Annotated in this window: 22 protein-coding genes; 12 read left to right on the top strand and 10 right to left on the bottom strand. The window is 55.7% G+C overall.

The features are described 5' to 3' along the window. Window positions 1-93: 93 nt before the first annotated feature. The 5 genes from DYI22_RS10295 to DYI22_RS10275 all read left to right on the top strand — a co-directional run bounded on the left by DYI22_RS10295 (window position 94) and on the right by DYI22_RS10275 (window position 3744). A complete protein-coding gene (locus tag DYI22_RS10295; protein WP_213477950.1) occupies window positions 94-285 on the top strand; it encodes a CsbD family protein in 192 nt (63 codons plus the stop codon). 236 nt (window positions 286-521) lie between these two features. Further along, window positions 522-1478: a DUF6635 family protein gene (locus DYI22_RS10290; protein WP_213477949.1), complete on the top strand. Its 957-nt coding sequence runs from the start codon at window positions 522-524 to the stop codon at window positions 1476-1478. After that, window positions 1475-2095, top strand: coding sequence for a DUF938 domain-containing protein (locus tag DYI22_RS10285; RefSeq protein ID WP_213477948.1), 621 nt, complete (start codon window positions 1475-1477; stop codon window positions 2093-2095). The genes DYI22_RS10290 and DYI22_RS10285 overlap by 4 nt, the downstream gene beginning before the upstream one ends. A 450-nt stretch (window positions 2096-2545) precedes the next feature. Continuing rightward, a complete protein-coding gene (locus DYI22_RS10280; RefSeq protein ID WP_213477947.1) occupies window positions 2546-3097 on the top strand; it encodes a hypothetical protein in 552 nt (183 codons plus the stop codon). A gap of 35 nt (window positions 3098-3132) precedes the next feature. Then, the gene (locus DYI22_RS10275) at window positions 3133-3744 is read left to right on the top strand and encodes a PEGA domain-containing protein (protein WP_213477946.1); all 612 of its coding nucleotides are present in this window, start codon (window positions 3133-3135) and stop codon (window positions 3742-3744) included. Window positions 3745-3845: 101 nt separating this feature from the next. Here the strand turns inward: DYI22_RS10275 and DYI22_RS10270 are convergent, their stop codons facing one another. Further along, window positions 3846-4793, bottom strand: coding sequence for a DUF4124 domain-containing protein (locus DYI22_RS10270; RefSeq protein WP_323132901.1), 948 nt, complete (start codon window positions 4791-4793; stop codon window positions 3846-3848). A 136-nt stretch (window positions 4794-4929) separates the two neighbouring features. Between DYI22_RS10270 and DYI22_RS10265 the strand changes: the two genes are divergently transcribed. Continuing rightward, window positions 4930-5718: a substrate-binding periplasmic protein gene (locus DYI22_RS10265; protein WP_213477945.1), complete on the top strand. Its 789-nt coding sequence runs from the start codon at window positions 4930-4932 to the stop codon at window positions 5716-5718. 50 nt (window positions 5719-5768) lie between these two features. On the opposite strand, the gene DYI22_RS10260 is transcribed toward DYI22_RS10265, so the two are convergent. The 7 genes from DYI22_RS10260 to DYI22_RS10230 form a co-directional block, all read right to left on the bottom strand. Then, the gene (locus DYI22_RS10260; protein ID WP_213477944.1) at window positions 5769-6185 is read right to left on the bottom strand and encodes a helix-turn-helix domain-containing protein; all 417 of its coding nucleotides are present in this window, start codon (window positions 6183-6185) and stop codon (window positions 5769-5771) included. 5 nt (window positions 6186-6190) lie between these two features. Further along, entirely contained in the window at window positions 6191-6436 is a 246-nt protein-coding gene (locus DYI22_RS10255; RefSeq protein WP_266099173.1) for a type II toxin-antitoxin system HigB family toxin, read from the bottom strand. Between the two features lie 153 nt (window positions 6437-6589). After that, window positions 6590-8359: a DEAD/DEAH box helicase gene (locus DYI22_RS10250; RefSeq protein WP_213477942.1), complete on the bottom strand. Its 1770-nt coding sequence runs from the start codon at window positions 8357-8359 to the stop codon at window positions 6590-6592. An 18-nt stretch (window positions 8360-8377) separates the two neighbouring features. Continuing rightward, window positions 8378-8857 (bottom strand): FKBP-type peptidyl-prolyl cis-trans isomerase, encoded by a 480-nt coding sequence (locus DYI22_RS10245; protein WP_213477941.1) that lies wholly within the window; start codon window positions 8855-8857, stop codon window positions 8378-8380. A gap of 53 nt (window positions 8858-8910) precedes the next feature. Further along, the gene (locus DYI22_RS10240; protein WP_228300954.1) at window positions 8911-9900 is read right to left on the bottom strand and encodes an HlyD family secretion protein; all 990 of its coding nucleotides are present in this window, start codon (window positions 9898-9900) and stop codon (window positions 8911-8913) included. 141 nt (window positions 9901-10041) lie between these two features. After that, window positions 10042-10389 (bottom strand): DUF3302 domain-containing protein, encoded by a 348-nt coding sequence (locus DYI22_RS10235; protein WP_213477939.1) that lies wholly within the window; start codon window positions 10387-10389, stop codon window positions 10042-10044. A 112-nt stretch (window positions 10390-10501) separates the two neighbouring features. After that, entirely contained in the window at window positions 10502-10744 is a 243-nt protein-coding gene (locus tag DYI22_RS10230) for a hypothetical protein (RefSeq protein WP_213477938.1), read from the bottom strand. A gap of 322 nt (window positions 10745-11066) precedes the next feature. On the opposite strand from DYI22_RS10230, the gene DYI22_RS10225 reads away from it, so the two are divergent. From DYI22_RS10225 to DYI22_RS10205, 5 genes are all read left to right on the top strand, one after another. Next, complete coding sequence (locus DYI22_RS10225) at window positions 11067-11393, top strand: hypothetical protein (RefSeq protein WP_213477937.1); 327 nt, start codon at window positions 11067-11069, stop codon at window positions 11391-11393. A 174-nt stretch (window positions 11394-11567) separates the two neighbouring features. Further along, window positions 11568-11912: a PBPRA1643 family SWIM/SEC-C metal-binding motif protein gene (locus tag DYI22_RS10220; RefSeq protein ID WP_213477936.1), complete on the top strand. Its 345-nt coding sequence runs from the start codon at window positions 11568-11570 to the stop codon at window positions 11910-11912. Window positions 11913-11941: 29 nt separating this feature from the next. Further along, complete coding sequence (locus tag DYI22_RS10215) at window positions 11942-12382, top strand: DUF3010 family protein (RefSeq protein ID WP_213478045.1); 441 nt, start codon at window positions 11942-11944, stop codon at window positions 12380-12382. A 494-nt stretch (window positions 12383-12876) separates the two neighbouring features. Then, on the top strand, window positions 12877-13422 hold the full coding sequence (locus DYI22_RS10210) for a nucleoside 2-deoxyribosyltransferase (protein ID WP_213477935.1): 546 nt from the start codon (window positions 12877-12879) through the stop codon (window positions 13420-13422). Continuing rightward, window positions 13415-13906, top strand: a complete 492-nt coding sequence (locus DYI22_RS10205; protein ID WP_213477934.1) for an MOSC domain-containing protein — start codon at window positions 13415-13417, stop codon at window positions 13904-13906. Before DYI22_RS10210 ends, DYI22_RS10205 begins: the two co-directional genes overlap by 8 nt. A 43-nt stretch (window positions 13907-13949) precedes the next feature. Here DYI22_RS10205 and DYI22_RS10200 read toward each other — a convergent pair whose 3' ends face one another. After that, a complete protein-coding gene (locus tag DYI22_RS10200) occupies window positions 13950-14591 on the bottom strand; it encodes a DUF1294 domain-containing protein (RefSeq protein WP_213477933.1) in 642 nt (213 codons plus the stop codon). 27 nt (window positions 14592-14618) lie between these two features. After that, window positions 14619-15077 (bottom strand): metallophosphoesterase family protein, encoded by a 459-nt coding sequence (locus tag DYI22_RS10195; RefSeq protein WP_213477932.1) that lies wholly within the window; start codon window positions 15075-15077, stop codon window positions 14619-14621. A gap of 320 nt (window positions 15078-15397) precedes the next feature. On the opposite strand from DYI22_RS10195, the gene DYI22_RS10190 reads away from it, so the two are divergent. Then, complete coding sequence (locus tag DYI22_RS10190; RefSeq protein WP_213477931.1) at window positions 15398-15976, top strand: hypothetical protein; 579 nt, start codon at window positions 15398-15400, stop codon at window positions 15974-15976. Window positions 15977-16279 lie beyond the last annotated feature (303 nt).

Raw genomic sequence — 16279 nt, 5'->3', positions numbered from 1 at the left:
TGTGGCACGTTGAAGCAGCAGTAACGAAGCGAGGCAACGCGATTGCCTGATCCAAAGCGTTCCAATCTTACTCACGGAAAAAGGACTACCGACATGAATGAAGATACTCTGGAAGGTAACTGGAAGCAGCTTAAAGGCAAAGTCAGAGAGCAATGGGGCAAGCTGACCGATGACGACGTCGAGGAAATCGGCGGCCGCAAAGATAATTTCATCGGTAAAATTCAGGAAAAGTACGGCCTCAAGAAAGAAGAGGCAGAGAAAGAGTGGGATAAACTGACCAAGTAATCCTCACTGGTTTGCACCGTCTCTGGGGAATGCAGCGTCTGAGCTGTATTCCCCATGCAAATTCCCCGCAGTCTCCCCCCACGAGGCACGATTCCAGTCACACACCTCCCTGATGGTAAACACGCAGGCATTGGTGTCGCCGACGACAGAAGTTTCGCCTTCAATGAAAGTACGGGTTATTGTGAAGGCATCGCCTGCCCGCAAACCGACGATGGCCTTTTTCACGAATGTGCGACATGAACCAAACACCTCGATCGGTACTCGACGGGCCCATGATAGAGCAAGCCATCCGCAAAGGCATCGAGCGCTACTTTGACGACTGCCGGGCACGGGTGCCGGCGTTTATTGACCGTCATTTCAACTACCCCGGCGCTATCGCGACCAACCGCAGGGCGCTGGGATGGGACATGCTACGCGCACCCATCAATTTGCTCTGGGCACCGGTGTTCGCGCTGGCCAGTTTGGTGAAAATTCTGGTCCGCAAGCGAAGAGGCCTGACATGGTTGCACGGGTTGGCCAATCGGGTGCCGGCGGGTTTCACCACTCGGGTGCAGCAGCATATATCCCAACGAATCCTGGTGGAACTGCTGAACAATGGTCAGGACAATCCTCTGCTGGAACGCTACCTGACAGAGGCCCTGGCCTCGGCCTATGAGCAACAGACCTGTGAGCAGGTTGATCACCTGCGGTTCAGCAGGCTGATACAGCCGCTGGTGGCAGACACGCTCCGCCAATACCGCGTGACCCGCACGGCGGCTGCCGATATCACCAACAGCATAGGCTGCACCGTACTGGGTGCGTTTGCATTCCAGAAGTTTACTCCGGGGGGGATCGGGCTCGGGGTGGTGCTCGCATCCATGGCGGCAAAAACCCTGGCCGCCCGGGACTTCATTCTCGGTGAAACCATCGGCGGGTGGTACTACAGCGTATTCCCGCCGGAGCCTTCACTGGCGACGACGGCCGCCGTTATGATCGCGGTAATGGCCGCCCTGTCCGCGTTTGCGGCGTTGTCCGGTGTGATTTTCGATCCGGTGCAGGCGGCGGTCGGTTTACACCGCCGGCGTCTGCACAAGCTGCTGGATCACCTGCAGCGGGATGTAACACTCAGCACCCGGAACAGCTTTCGCCCGAAAGACCAGTTTGTGGCGCGGATTCTGGATACATTCGACATGGTACGATCGGGTTTTCTATGACCACTACTCTTCCCTTCTCCCAGGCCTGCGAGAACAACAAAGCGCCGATTCTGGAAGAACTCCGTGAGATCTTCGATACCCCGGGCACGGTGTTGGAGGTCGGCACCGGCACCGGACAGCACGCGGTGCATTTCGCCACGGCAATGCCCCATCTGCAGTGGCAACCAACCGACCACCCCGATGCAGTGGACACCTGTCGCCCCCGGCTCGCGCAGGCCGCACTGCCCAATATCCTGCCGGTGATTGAACTGGACGTCAGCACCGCCCACTGGCCCGTGGCAACCTTCAACTGGGCGTTCTCAGCGAACACCGCCCACATCATGGCCTGGCGCGAAGTCGAACAGATGTTTCACGGTATTGGTGAACGCCTGGCGAAAGACGGCGCATTTTGCCTGTACGGCCCGTTCAACAACCAGGGCCGGTATTCCAGTGACAGCAACCGACGGTTTGATCAACATCTGAGAGCCCACGCCGCCCACATGGGTATCCGGGATCTGGACGATCTGTGCGCCCTGGCGGACACGGTGGGCCTGAACCTTACAGAGAACCACGCCATGCCGGCAAACAACCGGCTGCTGGTGTTCCGCCGAGGCCGTTCGACTGCAGCCACTGACTGATCTGCGCCTGATTCCTGGCACCACTCTGGCGCGCCACTTCCCGGCCACAACGGCTTTTGCAGGTGCCGCAATTGCCGCCGGATTACAGCTTATCTGCGTGTACGCGATTCACTTTGTGGCAATGGGGGCATACGAGGTGTCGGATGTCAGTCATGGTCAGTGCGCCTCTGATTCGCTGGGTGGTTAAATAATCAGGACAGCTAAAGATAAATTAAGCGGTGGGCATCCCGCCTGTCCTCGCATTTCTACCTCAGGCACATGAGATCCGCCAACCACTTACCATTCGATCAGTGTCACTTTTCTTAACAATTTCACGAAGTTTTACTTCAATTACTTCTTAAGTGCATAGCAAGCTTACCAACGCTTAGCTACTATGTCTCGCCGTCGAGGGCTCCCGCCCACGGTCCGGAAATACTCTAGAATAATCAGATAAATAAGAAGGAATCTGCTGTGCGAAACGTAAGGATTTTGGCTGTACTGGCAGCGCTGCTTTACCTCACCGGCTGCGCGTCCGGCGCGAAGATGGGCAATATGGTGTACGAGGGGCCAATAAATACCTACGACACCGCCCTACAAAGCAATGTGGATGTATACAGCGTATCCGGAGGCGAAGAAACGAACCCCGCCTGGACCTCCGAGATCGACAATGACGCCTTTGCAGGCGCCCTCAAGCAAAGCCTCAGAAAACAGGGCCTCCTGTCTGGAGAAGGCCGCTATCAGCTTGAAGCGATACTGCTAAAGGTGGAGCAACCCTTGTTCGGACTGGACTTTGAAGTGACCACCCACGTGAAGTACATACTGACCGACCGTGAAAACACCGGCGCGGTAGTCCTGAACGAAACAATTGTTGCTCCCTACACCGCCACAATTGGCGACGCCTTTGCCGCAATCAAGCGCCTGAGGCTTGCCAACGAAGGTTCCGGAAACGCCAACATCCAGGGCCTGCTGGAGAAACTCGCTGAACTCCAAATTCATCCCACTGACGTCTCCTTGAGCCAATAACCTTCTGGCATCTCCCCCGACCAAAAGGAAAAACAATGAAATACCCGCTACTACTTACACTGACTGCCGCACTTCTGTTTACCGGTTGCGCATCGGTGGTGTCCGGAACTGACCAGAAAGTCACTTTCAACAGCGAGCCCGACGAGGCCACCGTTACTGTTTCTGGCCGCGTACTTGGCAAGACGCCTCTGACCGTGCCGGTAGACCGTGGCTCCAACCAATCCATTACTTTTGAAAAGGAAGGCTACAAAACTTATACCGCCCAGCTCTCTACAACAACTAATCCGTGGTTCTTCGGCAACATAGTGCTTGGAGGATTAGTGGGCTCCACCACGGATGGAGTCTCCGGGGCCATTCACGAGTTTTCACCGGATCAGTACTTCGTCACCCTCAAGCCTGACACCCCGACCGGGATTTCAACCTCCAGGCCAAGACAGATTAAAGAAATCGTCATTGCGTTCAGCGGGAAGCTTCGCCACCAGCTCGCCATCGGCGGCGGAGAGGAAGCGGACGCCATCGTGCGGTTGCTGGGAATCGAAAACTCGGAGAAAGGCACTACCATCCGGACCTTGAACCAGCTTGCGCTGGCAAATGACAATGACCTCGAACTGGCCAATACCATCATTGAGGTCTACGACGTCCAGTAAATGTCATTCCCTGAAACCGGGACGGACCTGAGTGTAATCTGTCCTGGTTTCCATCAATAATCTCGAAACCGAAATCCCGCCACAACTCACTGCCACTAAATCTAAAGCCTGATGATCCCCTGGCCCTGTTCGTGCAACCAACGCCGCCAGTCCAGGCTCAGCATACTGACCCCGCCGATGTAATTATCATCCACCAGGTAATAGGCGAGGGTTCGATCACCCCGGTTGAAGTTATGCATCAGCCGCACCACAAAGTTCCGGCCGGTGGGTTTGGAGAGCAGGAAATACAGGAACTGGCCCGACTGAGCCCGCAGTCCCCAGTGCCCCGCCATTTCTGTATGGCGCCATGTATTGCTGGGCAGCTTCAGAAACTCGTCGATATCCGTTAAACCGCCCTGGGCCCGGGCCTGATCGACAAGCAACCGGTTTTCCTGGTGACGCTCAAAATACAAACCCGCCTCATCCCGCTCCAGCATCTCCATCTGCTCGGCAAGCCCTTCGTTTAGCCACAAAGGCGCATAGGGGACGATGGTATCGACAACGGCGTGGCTTACCTCGTGCTTGATTGTTCTGAAGGTGCGGTTTCTGTTTTCATGCACGTAAGTGACGATCTGATGCGCGGAGGGTATATACACGCCGTATGACGCAACCGCCATGCCCCTGTTGCTTTGCACCAGGTAATTCCGGTACTCAGAACTACCCCTGAAAATCAGGATATTGACCGGCACCGTCCGGTACATATCAAAGGACATCACCCGATCGAAAAACTCATACACATGGTTCACGCCGTCAACGATCTGCTGGTGCTCTTCCTCACTCAGCTCAACATCGACGGTTTTCACCGTGATATCGAAACGCGACCATTCCGAGGTGCCAGGCTTAACGTTGACCACTTCCTGCTCAACGCGATGATCCTGTCGGTCACTGAAATGAACCTTCCCATCTTCATCAACCCATTTATAAATCTTTGCATGACCTGGGCTTGCAAGGATCACAAAGAGCAAGAACACAAGGACCGGGTGGGCGGCTTTCCATAACCTTTTGAACACTGCGCTTTACCTGACGGGGAGGTGGAGTATTGATTGCGGCAATTGAAAAGGTACCGCGAAAGGCCCGATGTTCTCAAGCAACGAGGGCAAAGGCCGTTATGATAGTAGGCTGATTACCAATACACAGGATTTGCGAATGGTTTGGAACTATCGTTTCGGTGGCATGATTCTAACGGGAACGCTGTTGCTCAACGGGCTTTGCGGCGCCCAGGCCCTGGGCGAACCGATGACTGTTGTGACTGAACACTCCCCTCCAGGTGAATACCTGGATGACAGTGGTCGTGTAACCGGCCCTACCGCAGAGCTTGTCCGTGAATTGATGAGACGTGCCGGCGAGCCCGGTGACATCATTATGCTGCCATGGGCCCGGGGCTACATGATGGCCCGGAAAGGACCCAATGTAGCGCTGTTCGAAACCGCCCGCTCGGAAATCCGGGAACATCAGTTCAAATGGGTCGGTCCGATCAAACGCATCACCGGCGGCCTGTTTGTCCGACGCCAGGACGATGTTTCCATTGAGACATTGGACGAGGCTCGCAATCTGGACGGTATCTGTGCGTATCGCGGCAGCTCTGGTGGCCAGGCACTGAAAGCTCTGGGCTTTAACAATCTGGAACAACCCACCCACTCGTCGCAATGTCTGGACATGCTGATGCACGGTCGGGTCAAAGCGTGGATGACCAGTGACATCGCCCGTATGCCGCTGTTTGAGCAAACGCCTTATTCAGACACGGACGTCAGGCTAGCCTACGCCACCTCGACGAAAGATCTGTACATTGCGATGTCGCTCGATACACCGGCTGCGACCGTCGCACGCTGGCAGGATATCCTTGATCAGATGAAACTGGATGGCACGCTTGCAGCGTATTACCGCGGTACCTATCCCGATGACATGATCGACGCGCTGAGCCAGACCGTTCAATAATTTCCCCGGGCATGGGCATACCCTACCCAATGAACTTGATGTTTGGCAGGTCAGAAAAATAGCGCCGGAGAAACACCAAACCGCTTGGAGAGGGCTTCGATATGTTTGCGGGCCAGTTTCTTACCATCAGCGCCATTGAGAATCTTGCTCACGTTACCCTTTGAGCCCAGCTCTGGCAGATCCGCAACTCCAAGACGATGTTGAGCCATCAGAGTTTTAAGTACCGCAATTCCCGGGTCCGTTCCTGCAACTGTGGCGTTAAAATCGGAAAACTCTTCAGCGTGATCCTCCCAGCGTTCAATACTGACTGACAGAATCTCAATCAGCGGTTTATTGGCGTCATAGTCGTCTACTAACTGACCCATTAATTCCAGTGCTTGCTCATAGTCATCCGGCGTTTCGATATGAGCCAGGAAAGGCACCTGGGCCAACGCATCTCTGATCTGATCAACAGCAGGCGATATCATAGACCTTACTCCCGATTGCGACGGTACTTCTCACTCAGCCGATCATAGTCGGCGTGGCTGCATATGTGTTTCACGTACATGCGGCTGTCACGAAATTCAATAAAAGCGATCAGCCGCAAGTTGTTTCCGCCAATGTCGATAACCCACCATTTGTCCCTGTACTTGAAATTGTCCAGAGACGGAAACACTTGGCGGAGCTCTTCCGGCGTATCGAACTGGCCATTCCGCAGCGTGATGTAAGTACTGACCAAAGCTTCTCTGTCGTTGGGAAACTTTCTGGCTGCATCGTTAAACGGCTTTCTTGAAATTACGTGCACAAAACATCCCTGTTTCATTTTTGGAAACCATAGCATATGGTTTCAGATATGGAAACCATGCCAAATCCACAGACATTGACGTCTGCGTTACGTTTCATTCGCTTTCCGATACTGCCCCCGATAATCAAAAACCCGCTCCTGTACCTGCCAATAATGCTTCTGCTTTCGAGCAATCACAAAATCCGGCGCTGGCAACAGGGCCTGCAATTCAAGCACCTCATCCGCCGAGGCGAACACTTTCGGAGCCTGGCTGTTGGCAAAACGACGCCCGAACAGTTTGTTAAACACAGTGCGCTGGCCCGGTTTGCTGAAATCGAACGACTCTCGGAGCTCTTCCCCATCTTCACCGTGATAGGTGATCCTCAACTTGCTGCCATCATCAACCAGCGATATCCCGGCGCAGCGGATTACCATGGCATCCTTGAGCTTCAGCGCATCCCGGAGCTGATCGTCCGGATCGATGATGGCCTTGCGGCACTGATGGCAGTTGCGGGCGGCAATATCATTCTCGGCTCCGCAGTGCGGGCACTCCTTGAAACGAAAACGGTAATCACACTGTTGCGGTCGCCCGTTCTGCCCGGCAGGACCATCCCCTTCCAAAGGCTCCAGCAACCCCTGGCACCGGCGTCCGTAGTGTTCAATCACACGGCCGTCACCATCGGTTTTGCCCCAAAAGATATTGGCAAACCCGCAGCCCGGGCAGAACACCTGCACCGGCTCGCTGTCGGGGTTCGGTTTGGGCTCACCTACCTCCGGGTGATGCAGGTTCACATGGTTGCCGGCGTAATCGATCACCAGGCAATCCTGCTTGCCGTCGTCAAGACGAAGTCCGCGGCCCACGATCTGCTGATACAGGCTGACCGACTGGGTAGGCCGAAGAATGGCGATAAAGTCCACGTGGGGCGCATCGAAGCCTGTGGTGAGGACGGACACATTCACCAGATACTTCAGCTCTCGCTGCTTGAAGCGCTGGATCAGCGAGTCCCGATCCTTCAGGTCGGTGGCGCCGGTCACCAGGGCGGTTTCGTGCTGCGGCAGATAGCCGGTGATCTCCCTCGCATGGTCCACCGTTGCCGCAAAGATCATCACGCCCTGGCGCTCGGCGGCACGCTCCATCACCTGCTCAATAATGGCGCGGGTTACCCGCTGGTGTTTGCTCAACAGCTGGTTGACGTCTTTCTCGGCGTATTCGCCAAAGCGGTCCTGCGCCAGCGCGGAGAAATCGTATTGCGCCACTGCCGCGTTCACCAGTTCCGGTGGGGTGAGATACCCGCGGCTGATCATATAACTCAGCGGCAACTCGTAAATGCAGTGCTGAAAGGGCTTGTCATCCTCACCCCGGACAAAGCCCCGGTAGTGATAGCGGTAGATCCAGCCCATGGCCAGACGATAGGGGGTGGCAGTCAGCCCCAGTACTTTGAGGGAATCGTTCTGTTGCTGCAGTAACTGAATGATCCGCTGATACTGACTGGTTTCCTCGCCGCTGACCCGATGGCACTCATCAATAATCACCAGCGAGTATTCATCCCGGAACTGATCCAGATTCGCCGAAACCGACTGCACACTGGCAAAGGTCACCTGATGGTGGTTTTCCTTGCGCTTCAGGCCGGCGGAGAAGATGCCGCCTGTGAGGCCATAGCTCTGGTACTTGGCGTGGTTCTGCTCCACCAGCTCTTTGACATGGGTGAGCACCAGGATCTTGCGCCGGGCAAGACGGGCCAGCTCAGCAATAACCAGACTCTTTCCAGCACCGGTTGGCAGCACGATGACGGCGGATTCATCGGACTTGCGGAAATGAGTCAGCGTGGCCTCAACCGCCTCCTGCTGGTACGGCCGCAGCGTGAAAGGCGCTGTCATCTGGCTGGGTTCAATCGATCAATGATGCCCACCGGGCCCATGGGCGTGGCCGTGCGCGATCTCTTCCGCATCGGCATCCCGCACGTCGATGACTTCGATATCGAAGGTCAGGGTTTTGCCGGCCATCGGATGGTTGGTGTCGACATCGGCAAACTTGAGGCCGACCTTGGCGACCACAACATGGCGCGGGCCCTGCTCGGTTTGCACCTGGGCAACCATACCCGGCTTCCAGCGCTTGGCACCCATCAAATGCTTGACCGGCACGCGCTGCACTGCATCAGCCTTGCGCGGGCCGTAGGCTTTGTCCGGCGTAACGGTAACGCTGAACGTATCGCCGGCCTCGCGACCTTCCAGGGCATCTTCCAGCCCCTGGATGATGCCGCCGTGGCCATGCAGATAGGCGTTCGGCTCGCCGCCACGGGAATTTTCAACTTCGCTGCCCTGTTCATCACGGACGCTGTAGTGAAACAAAACCACCTGATTCTTTTCGATTGGCATAGGGTTCTCTGTGAAGTTTGAAAGCGGGGCCTTATTTTAACCGGGTTTGAGGATCAATGGTCCAGGTAAAGGTAGTGCTGCCAGCTCAACATCCTGAGAAGGATTTTACGCATGATCGCCACATGGTGCATGTGATCGGAATACACGGCCACCTGGGCACTGACCCCGAGCGGCAAGTTCTCGATCTCGCTGATATCGTCCATCTCCAGCACCACCAGCGTTTCATTGTTCATTCTCTGGAACGCTTCGCCGCCAATTAACGCTTGCCCCGCAGCCAGCTGTGACTCCGCGACGGTCGGCAGCACTTCAACCACCCGCCCTGGAAAAATCTCTCCGGGCAAAGCCGTGAAGGTCAGTTCCGCCTCGTACCCCGGCTTCAGGCGCAACAGTGACTGCTGACGGAAGGCAGCCACGAAACGGCGTTCCTCCTGGTTGACAAAGTTGGCCACTGGCCTGAGAGGGAAAGGCACCGCCATCATTCCCGGGCGAACCGCCAACTGAGTCAGGAAGCCGTCCGTGGGGGCCCGCAGAATGGTGTTCTCAAGATCAAAACGAGCCTCTTCCAGCTGAGCCTCGATCGCCGCCACGGCCGGGTCCTGGCCATCCACCGAGCCACTCAGTTGCGCCTCTGCCCTGGCCAGTGCCGCCCTGGCGGCATCGAGATCGGCATTACTGGCGGCCACTTTCTGACGTTGGGTGTCGAGCTGCTGCTGGCTGAAAGCAGAAGCCGCCCCTTCGTAACGGCGCAGAGTGCGTAACGCCTGGTCTCTGACTGCGGTTACCTGAACGACTCTGGCCCGGGCTTCGGAGACACCGGCGACATTGGAGGCGACCCCCTGCCCGGTGTCTGCCAACTGGGCTTCCAGTTGGTGCACACGGGCCAGAACCCGGGTGTTGTCCAACACGATCATGGGCTCCCCCTGTTTCAGCGGGGTGTTGGCCGATGCCGGCACCTCCACCACTCTGGCCTTAATCTCCGGCACGATGGGCGTCACCACATACACCTGCCTCGCCTTGTGGGTAAAAGGGTGGTTGTAATTCATTAGCAGCACCAGCGTGCCCACCAAAACCACACCACCGAGCACAGCGGTAGGTACAGTCCATTTATTGAGAGGAACCCGAAATACCTTAAAGATAACTATACAGACAGCGGCATAGGTTAAAAGCAGAAGAAGGTCCATAAGCTACTCCCCCCCGCCATGCTTCTGCTCCAGGATTTCCAGGCGCCGGGCCTGCTCCGCCAGCTTTTCATTCAGCTCGTTCATCAAGGCTTCATCCGCACGTTGCCGCTCTTCTAACGGTTGAATTCCCCAGCCTCGATCGGGCCGGTAAAGCGTTGCCCAGATCCACAGAAATGGCCAAATAGCGTGCAGGGTGAACAGGCTGACCCAGCCTGCCACATGAATAGCGTCCTGATGGGGATGATTCCGGTGTTTGGCAATTTCGTAGGGAATGTCGTGGATGGCAATAACGCCATAAAACAGCACCAAAACCACGAAAATCAACAACAACAGAGCGATGTAACTGAGCATTAGCGATTCCTTTTCACCAATACGGATCCCACACTTGATCAGTGCTCTCTATCAGGTTCACTCGCCGGCGTTGCGACCTTCCTGCCAACATGTCTCTGCTACCGGTTCTACCTCACAACGCCGCGTCCAGCTCATCGATCGCTTTTTTCAGCGCAACCTCGGCCTCAGAGTGCTTACCCTGATTGTGAAGCGATTCACCCTGCTCCCGGAGCTCTATGACCTTGGCTTCAGCCTCAACGTCCAGTTGCGCTGACTGCAGCTGATGGTCGATGCGTTGCATCAGCGACGGGCACTGGCCCCCCAGGGCATTACCAGCAAAAAAAACCGCAAATAACACAACCGCAAAATACCGCATGATCGTTCCTCCTTTTTTCACTTGTTCTTACGGAGTATAGACAATCGGGACTCGATGGGCCGGCAACCACCCCCTTCCCCAGCCGACAACCGCAACAACAAACAAGTGCATGTTTATGACAACAAAAATCTGATCATCCCCGGTTTTCCGGATTTTTTTTGAATCTCTTGTAACTTTTGCTCGCTTTGAGCTTCTAACTGTTTCTATCGCTCGTCAGGGTATGCACCTCAGAGGTGGTGGGCTCAATCAAACATAACAGGCCTGTCTCCTTGCAAAAGTTCCGATGCAAGCCATCGGGTACGTTCTTAGTGGAGGGCAAACCATGAAACATACGTTGATGTATTCCGCATCCCTGTCATTACTGCTGGCCGTTTCTCCTTCATACGGTGATCAGTGGGAACGGCAACTGAGCTACCAGGGAGGCGCCCAGAACGTAGCGGGCATCGAAAGCTTCGGCGGCTATGACTGGTCAGAAGTGCAAGCCGACCGTCGGATGCAACTGGAGCGAGGTACATTCCAGGAATCAGCCTTCGATATCGAGAGCCTGCCACCGACAGCCGCCGGGCCGCGGAAAAGCAGCGACATGGATGTTGACTGGTTGGAGGTAGAGATGAATCGTCGGAGGCAACTGGAACGCGGCACATTTTAAGGCGCGATTTATACTCCCATGGGTGCGAATCGCCAGGGCTCCGGTTCTGGCGATAGCATTAGAGAAGCCGGAACGCCTCAAGAAATTATATCTGCCTATATCGCCATTTTCGCAAGCGTGCTAAAAGACTCCTCCCGGCAATAGCCCGGGCGTTTTTCCCATCAGGATATCAGCATGTCAGACAAATTTTTCTTCAAGGGCCGGCAGGACGCACGCCAGCACCACACCGCTTACGGCGGCTTTCAGACCAACGCCAGCCAGAAGAGTGGCAGCAGGAAGTTCCCGCTGACACTGGTGGTGACCAGTGAAGCACGCAAGCAGGAAGTGGAGGCACAGGTGGCCCAGGCCAAGCTGCACGCCAATATTTCCGTGGATACCCGCGAAGGCGCCGTGGAATCCATCAACGAGCTCACGGCTACTCTGAATAAGGGCGGCACGGTTACCACGGCAAAATCGCCTGCCCGCAACGATGCCTGCCCCTGCGGCAGTGGTAGCAAATTCAAGAAGTGCTGTGGCTGACAGCAACCGTTGAACAGAGGGCAATGCCGATGATTGTTTGCGGAGTTGAACTGACCGGCAGCGATGCGGTGGTGTGTTTGCTGAACATGGACAGGGGGCAGTTCAACCTGCCGGAGTGCAAGGTGCGCAAACTGTCACTGCCAAAAAACCACAGCCGAGAAGACCTGCAGCGGTTCCAGGCGGCCTTTGCGGAGCTAATGGCCGAGTACGGGGTTAGCAGTGTCGCGATCAAAGAACGGATGCCAAAAGGCAAATTCGCCGGCGGTGCCATCAGCTTCAAACTGGAAGCGGCAATTCAACTGATCAGCAATGGTGAGTTGACGGTGACCCTGCTACCGCCGGCACTGATCAAGTCCACACTGGCAGCCAATCCGTTGCCCATTGGTTTTGCCGATACTGGGTTGAAAGCCTTCCAGGAAACCGCCTTTATCGCCGCCTATGTGGGACAACTGCAGAGTGCGCGCGTCTGAAAGGTGTGGGATGAGGGCGAAACGGGGACGGACTGATTTCCTCAGCATTCGCCTTCAAGACTGGCCAAGTGCAAGCCACAACAACAGACCAGCGCCGGTAAAAAGAAGCACTGCAAAATGAATGGCCAGATGCTTCCGGATAGTTGGCGTGGGCTTTCTGGTGAAACCGAAGTAATCCTCACCAAACAGCCCAACGCCACAGCCCTCACAGTAGTTCTTTGAATAGGAAACCCTGAGCGCCGATGGCTCAAATTTTTTACGACAGCTATAGCAACTGGGCCTAATCATTTGGGTATCCGCAAAAAAAGATGATTGATCAAAGCTACTGCACTTCAGTAGCGACGATAACCCATGTAGCCACCCCATCGAACGGGAGCACGCTGGTATAGTAAGGCATTGGGCGACCCGGTTGGAAAAGGATTCCCGCCGTAGCGAACAGCCGCCTGGACGAAATCAAGTCACCTCTCAGCCTCCAACCCGGTCGTAAAGCACCCATGACAAAGCCAAAACGCATCTACCTCGCTGGCCCGGAAGTCTTCTTCCCTCCCTCGGAACACCAGGCCATCGTTGCCGAGAAAAAACGCGTACTCCGGGAATACGGATTCGAGGGTGTAGACCCATTGGACACAGAGATCGTATTTTCAGACGACGAAGCCAAACCCGACCGCGGGCAGCGAATCTATCGGGCCAACCGCAAACTGATGGACAGCTGCGATGCCATCATCGCCAACCTGACGCCCTTTCGAGGCATCAGCGCGGACCCGGGCACCGTTTTTGAGGTGGGCTACATGATCGGCCAGGGCAAGCCCGCCTTCGGGTTCACACTGGACAACCGTCACTACCGGGAACGGGCGGGTTCAACCGGTCTGGACGAACTGGGCCACACCATTGAGGACTTTGAGATGAGCGACAACCTGATGATCGAAGGCGGCATCGGCGATTCCGGCGGTCAGTTATTCGTGGCAGACCAGGCAGGCGAACACCAATTCTTCTCGGCGGACCTTTTCCGCCGTTGCGTGCAGGCGCTGGCCCATGCCTGAAAAGACCGCACTACAAGCCCTGCTCGATACCCTCCCCCAAATCGGCCGCGTGGAATGGATAGGCATCCGCCCTGCCCGTGGGGAGACCATGGAGACACTCGATCGCGTAGCGGTTACACCCGGCAAAGGCCTGGAAGGCGACCGATTCAAAGGCCGCGAGACCAGCAAGCGACAGGTGACACTGATCCAGAAAGAGCACCTGCATGCCATCGCTTCCTGCCTGCACCAAGAGGCCATCGCACCGGAGGTGTTCCGGCGCAACATCGTGGTGTCTGGCCTGAACCTGCTGGCCCTGAAAGGCAAGCGATTCCGCATCGGAAATGTGGTGCTGGAGTACACCGGCCTGTGCCACCCCTGCAGTAAAATGGAAACCACCCTGGGCCCCGGCGGTTACAACGCCATGCGCGGGCATGGGGGTATCACAGCGAGCGTTGTTAAGGGAGGGGAGTTGGCACTCGGTGATGAGGTGCAAGCCTGGCTTTGAATGGATGATGGATAGCAAGAACGGGTTTATTGTTCTCCATCATCTACCAGACAAGCGGCCGCAAAGACTTCGACAAATCAAAGCCCACCTGTTGGCGCAAACTCATTGCCTCCGGAGCCATAAGCAGCCACCCCAGAGCGCCAAGATTGACCAACACCGCGAGCCAGAACACGAACTGATAGCTTCCCTTGCGTGTCTTGTGCCGAAACACCTGCTGAGCGACCAGCGCGCCGGGCCAGCCACAGGAAAGCTCAAAGAGATGCAGCGTGTTCTCAGCGATGCGTTGCGCACCCCGCTGCGCCGCCCGCTTATCGATCCAGTACATCACAAGCAGCACCAGACTCACCCCGCCATAAGCAGCCAGGATCGACCCCGGCAGGTAACCTCGATGGAACAGGCCCGCCAGAGTGGTGAAAAACGTCAGCACAACAGCCCCAGATAGCCATACACCCGGCGCCACGCTCGCTCGCACCTTTGCCGCCCCGACGTACTGGAACCGCCCTGCCCTCAACCGGCCCTGATCATCCTTCTTTAGGCTGAAGGTCACTTTGCGGTTCGCCGAAGGCCGGCCCCGACCGGAATAGCTGCTGATATGAGCGAAAACCCGTTCGCCACCGCCCTCTGGCGTAATAAAGCCAAAGCCCTTGGCATCATTCCAGGTCGTCAGTAATCCTTTTTGATTCAATGCGCGTCTCCCTGCCTAAGCATCGACTTATCCAACAGGCAGTTCAATAATCTCACCCACCACACCGTCTTCACTCACTTGCAGCCGGCCCACGGTGATTGGCAGTGTAAAACGCCGGGGCCCGGCGCCGCCTGGATTGAAATAAAGCACATCGCCAATCCATTCATTGCGGGGTTTGTGGGAATGGCCAGCGATGACTATGCGGTAACGGCCTTGTGGATCGAAGTCGAGGGTTTTGACGTCATGGAGCATGAAGAAGGCGTGGCCGAGGAATTCCAGGTCCTGAACATCGGGAAGGGTTGCTGCGCGGCCTGTTTTGTCGATATTGCCACGAATCGCAACCACGGGGGCGATCGCCTCCAGCGCTTCCAGAACCTCGTCCCGCCCCACGTCACCGGCATGAAGGATCAGATCGGAGCCTTTCAAAACCTCCAGGGCTTCGGGACGCATTTTGCTGTGGGTGTCTGCGATCACTCCGATTTGCATGCTTTCGTCTCTTCATCGTTCCCACAAGCCTAATAAAAGACTGCTCCCAACCATAGCTCAAGCAGTCTCCCTATCAGAATATCAGCCGCACGAGTGTCGTTAAATCATCAACTAGCTTTCAGCTCTCTTGAGTAAAGGAAGAACGGTCCGCACGGTAGAATCGCCCTCCAAAAAAACCTGTTTCTAGGCTCACCTTGAGCCCATAGAAATTATGGAGGATCCCAGTCCCAAGTTTTTATCGTGCAACTTGATTGCCCCGGTGGATCCTTGTAGCTTCAAACCCGTTGCCCAGGACGGGCCTCAGTTACAGGGACTTTGATATGAAGAAATTTGCCCTACTACTCACCCTGGCAATTACCTCGGTAACCGCCTGCGCACAATCCGACCAAACCATTACCGCAGTATTCTCCGGCATGAAGTTCCAGGTGCCCAGCGCCCCCGTGATCATCGGTGCTTTAGGCCAGAGCAACGACATTCTACTAATAAAGTATTCGAACGATCCCGGTAAGCGCTACATCAGTTTCAGCGCCGAGGATTCACTGGATACTGGCGGCTGTGAGGTGGGCGCCTTCTTCGAAGCCGTGCTGGAAAAGAGTTCAGAGGGTGAGTGCGAAAAATCTGCCGTTGAGTCATTCCAGAGCGTGTTTGTTGAAGGAACCGGCTTAGGAGTCTGGGAGGGAGAGGATCGGAATTACTATTACTTCCTCTCCGATAGCGAGAGGTCTTTTGTCTTTTTCTCTTCTCAGGCTGGGCATCTGGTTAAGCTTGTGTCCGATTTTCTAGAGGCTCGGGATTTCAGGGCACTGCTGGGAGATGCCCCCCCAATCCGTGAGCCTAAGAGCACAAAAACTGAAAGTGAGCCGAAATCCCGAGCTGAGGAATTAACACTCAAAGAATAGATGTTTCTCGGTTTCCGCTAAAGCGGTGCTCATATCGCTTCTCTCCTTCGGTCAGTCACTCGCGCGCATCTCACGGTTCGCATCCGGAAAATAAATCTGTCCCGGTTTTCTAGGTTTTCTATGTGAGGCCAGCTCCCCAACGTCACCGAAGCTGCCAAACATTCCTCACAAAAACATACCAGCTATTAATAGCACCGCAAAACACCCGTACAAAAACAACGGAGGCAGCACTGCCCATAAAGTCAGTCGAACAGGCAGTTGAGTCGATATATCACCAATCTTTGCCGCTGATCGATTGAGCCG

It is taken from the genome of Marinobacter lipolyticus, assembly GCF_018424605.1.
Lineage (GTDB): Bacteria > Pseudomonadota > Gammaproteobacteria > Pseudomonadales > Oleiphilaceae > Marinobacter > Marinobacter lipolyticus_B.
This window is presented reverse-complemented; position numbering and strand designations above follow the sequence as displayed.

Excerpts from the sequence above, each read along its gene's own strand:
- DYI22_RS10295 (WP_213477950.1), top strand. The coding sequence starts at position 94 with ATGAATGAAGATACTCTGGAAGGTAACTGGAAGCAGCTTAAAGGCAAA.
- DYI22_RS10215 (WP_213478045.1), top strand. The coding sequence starts at position 11,942 with ATGATTGTTTGCGGAGTTGAACTGACCGGCAGCGATGCGGTGGTGTGT.
- DYI22_RS10240 (WP_228300954.1), bottom strand. The coding sequence starts at position 9,900 with ATGAATTACAACCACCCTTTTACCCACAAGGCGAGGCAGGTGTATGTG.
- DYI22_RS10235 (WP_213477939.1), bottom strand. The coding sequence starts at position 10,389 with ATGCTCAGTTACATCGCTCTGTTGTTGTTGATTTTCGTGGTTTTGGTG.
- DYI22_RS10220 (WP_213477936.1), top strand. The coding sequence starts at position 11,568 with ATGTCAGACAAATTTTTCTTCAAGGGCCGGCAGGACGCACGCCAGCAC.
- DYI22_RS10260 (WP_213477944.1), bottom strand. The coding sequence starts at position 6,185 with ATGATATCGCCTGCTGTTGATCAGATCAGAGATGCGTTGGCCCAGGTG.
- DYI22_RS10250 (WP_213477942.1), bottom strand. The coding sequence starts at position 8,359 with ATGACAGCGCCTTTCACGCTGCGGCCGTACCAGCAGGAGGCGGTTGAG.
- DYI22_RS10275 (WP_213477946.1), top strand. The coding sequence starts at position 3,133 with ATGAAATACCCGCTACTACTTACACTGACTGCCGCACTTCTGTTTACC.
- DYI22_RS10290 (WP_213477949.1), top strand. The coding sequence starts at position 522 with ATGAACCAAACACCTCGATCGGTACTCGACGGGCCCATGATAGAGCAA.
- DYI22_RS10285 (WP_213477948.1), top strand. The coding sequence starts at position 1,475 with ATGACCACTACTCTTCCCTTCTCCCAGGCCTGCGAGAACAACAAAGCG.
- DYI22_RS10205 (WP_213477934.1), top strand. The coding sequence starts at position 13,415 with ATGCCTGAAAAGACCGCACTACAAGCCCTGCTCGATACCCTCCCCCAA.
- DYI22_RS10190 (WP_213477931.1), top strand. The coding sequence starts at position 15,398 with ATGAAGAAATTTGCCCTACTACTCACCCTGGCAATTACCTCGGTAACC.
- DYI22_RS10230 (WP_213477938.1), bottom strand. The coding sequence starts at position 10,744 with ATGCGGTATTTTGCGGTTGTGTTATTTGCGGTTTTTTTTGCTGGTAAT.
- DYI22_RS10210 (WP_213477935.1), top strand. The coding sequence starts at position 12,877 with ATGACAAAGCCAAAACGCATCTACCTCGCTGGCCCGGAAGTCTTCTTC.
- DYI22_RS10265 (WP_213477945.1), top strand. The coding sequence starts at position 4,930 with ATGGTTTGGAACTATCGTTTCGGTGGCATGATTCTAACGGGAACGCTG.
- DYI22_RS10225 (WP_213477937.1), top strand. The coding sequence starts at position 11,067 with ATGAAACATACGTTGATGTATTCCGCATCCCTGTCATTACTGCTGGCC.
- DYI22_RS10195 (WP_213477932.1), bottom strand. The coding sequence starts at position 15,077 with ATGCAAATCGGAGTGATCGCAGACACCCACAGCAAAATGCGTCCCGAA.
- DYI22_RS10245 (WP_213477941.1), bottom strand. The coding sequence starts at position 8,857 with ATGCCAATCGAAAAGAATCAGGTGGTTTTGTTTCACTACAGCGTCCGT.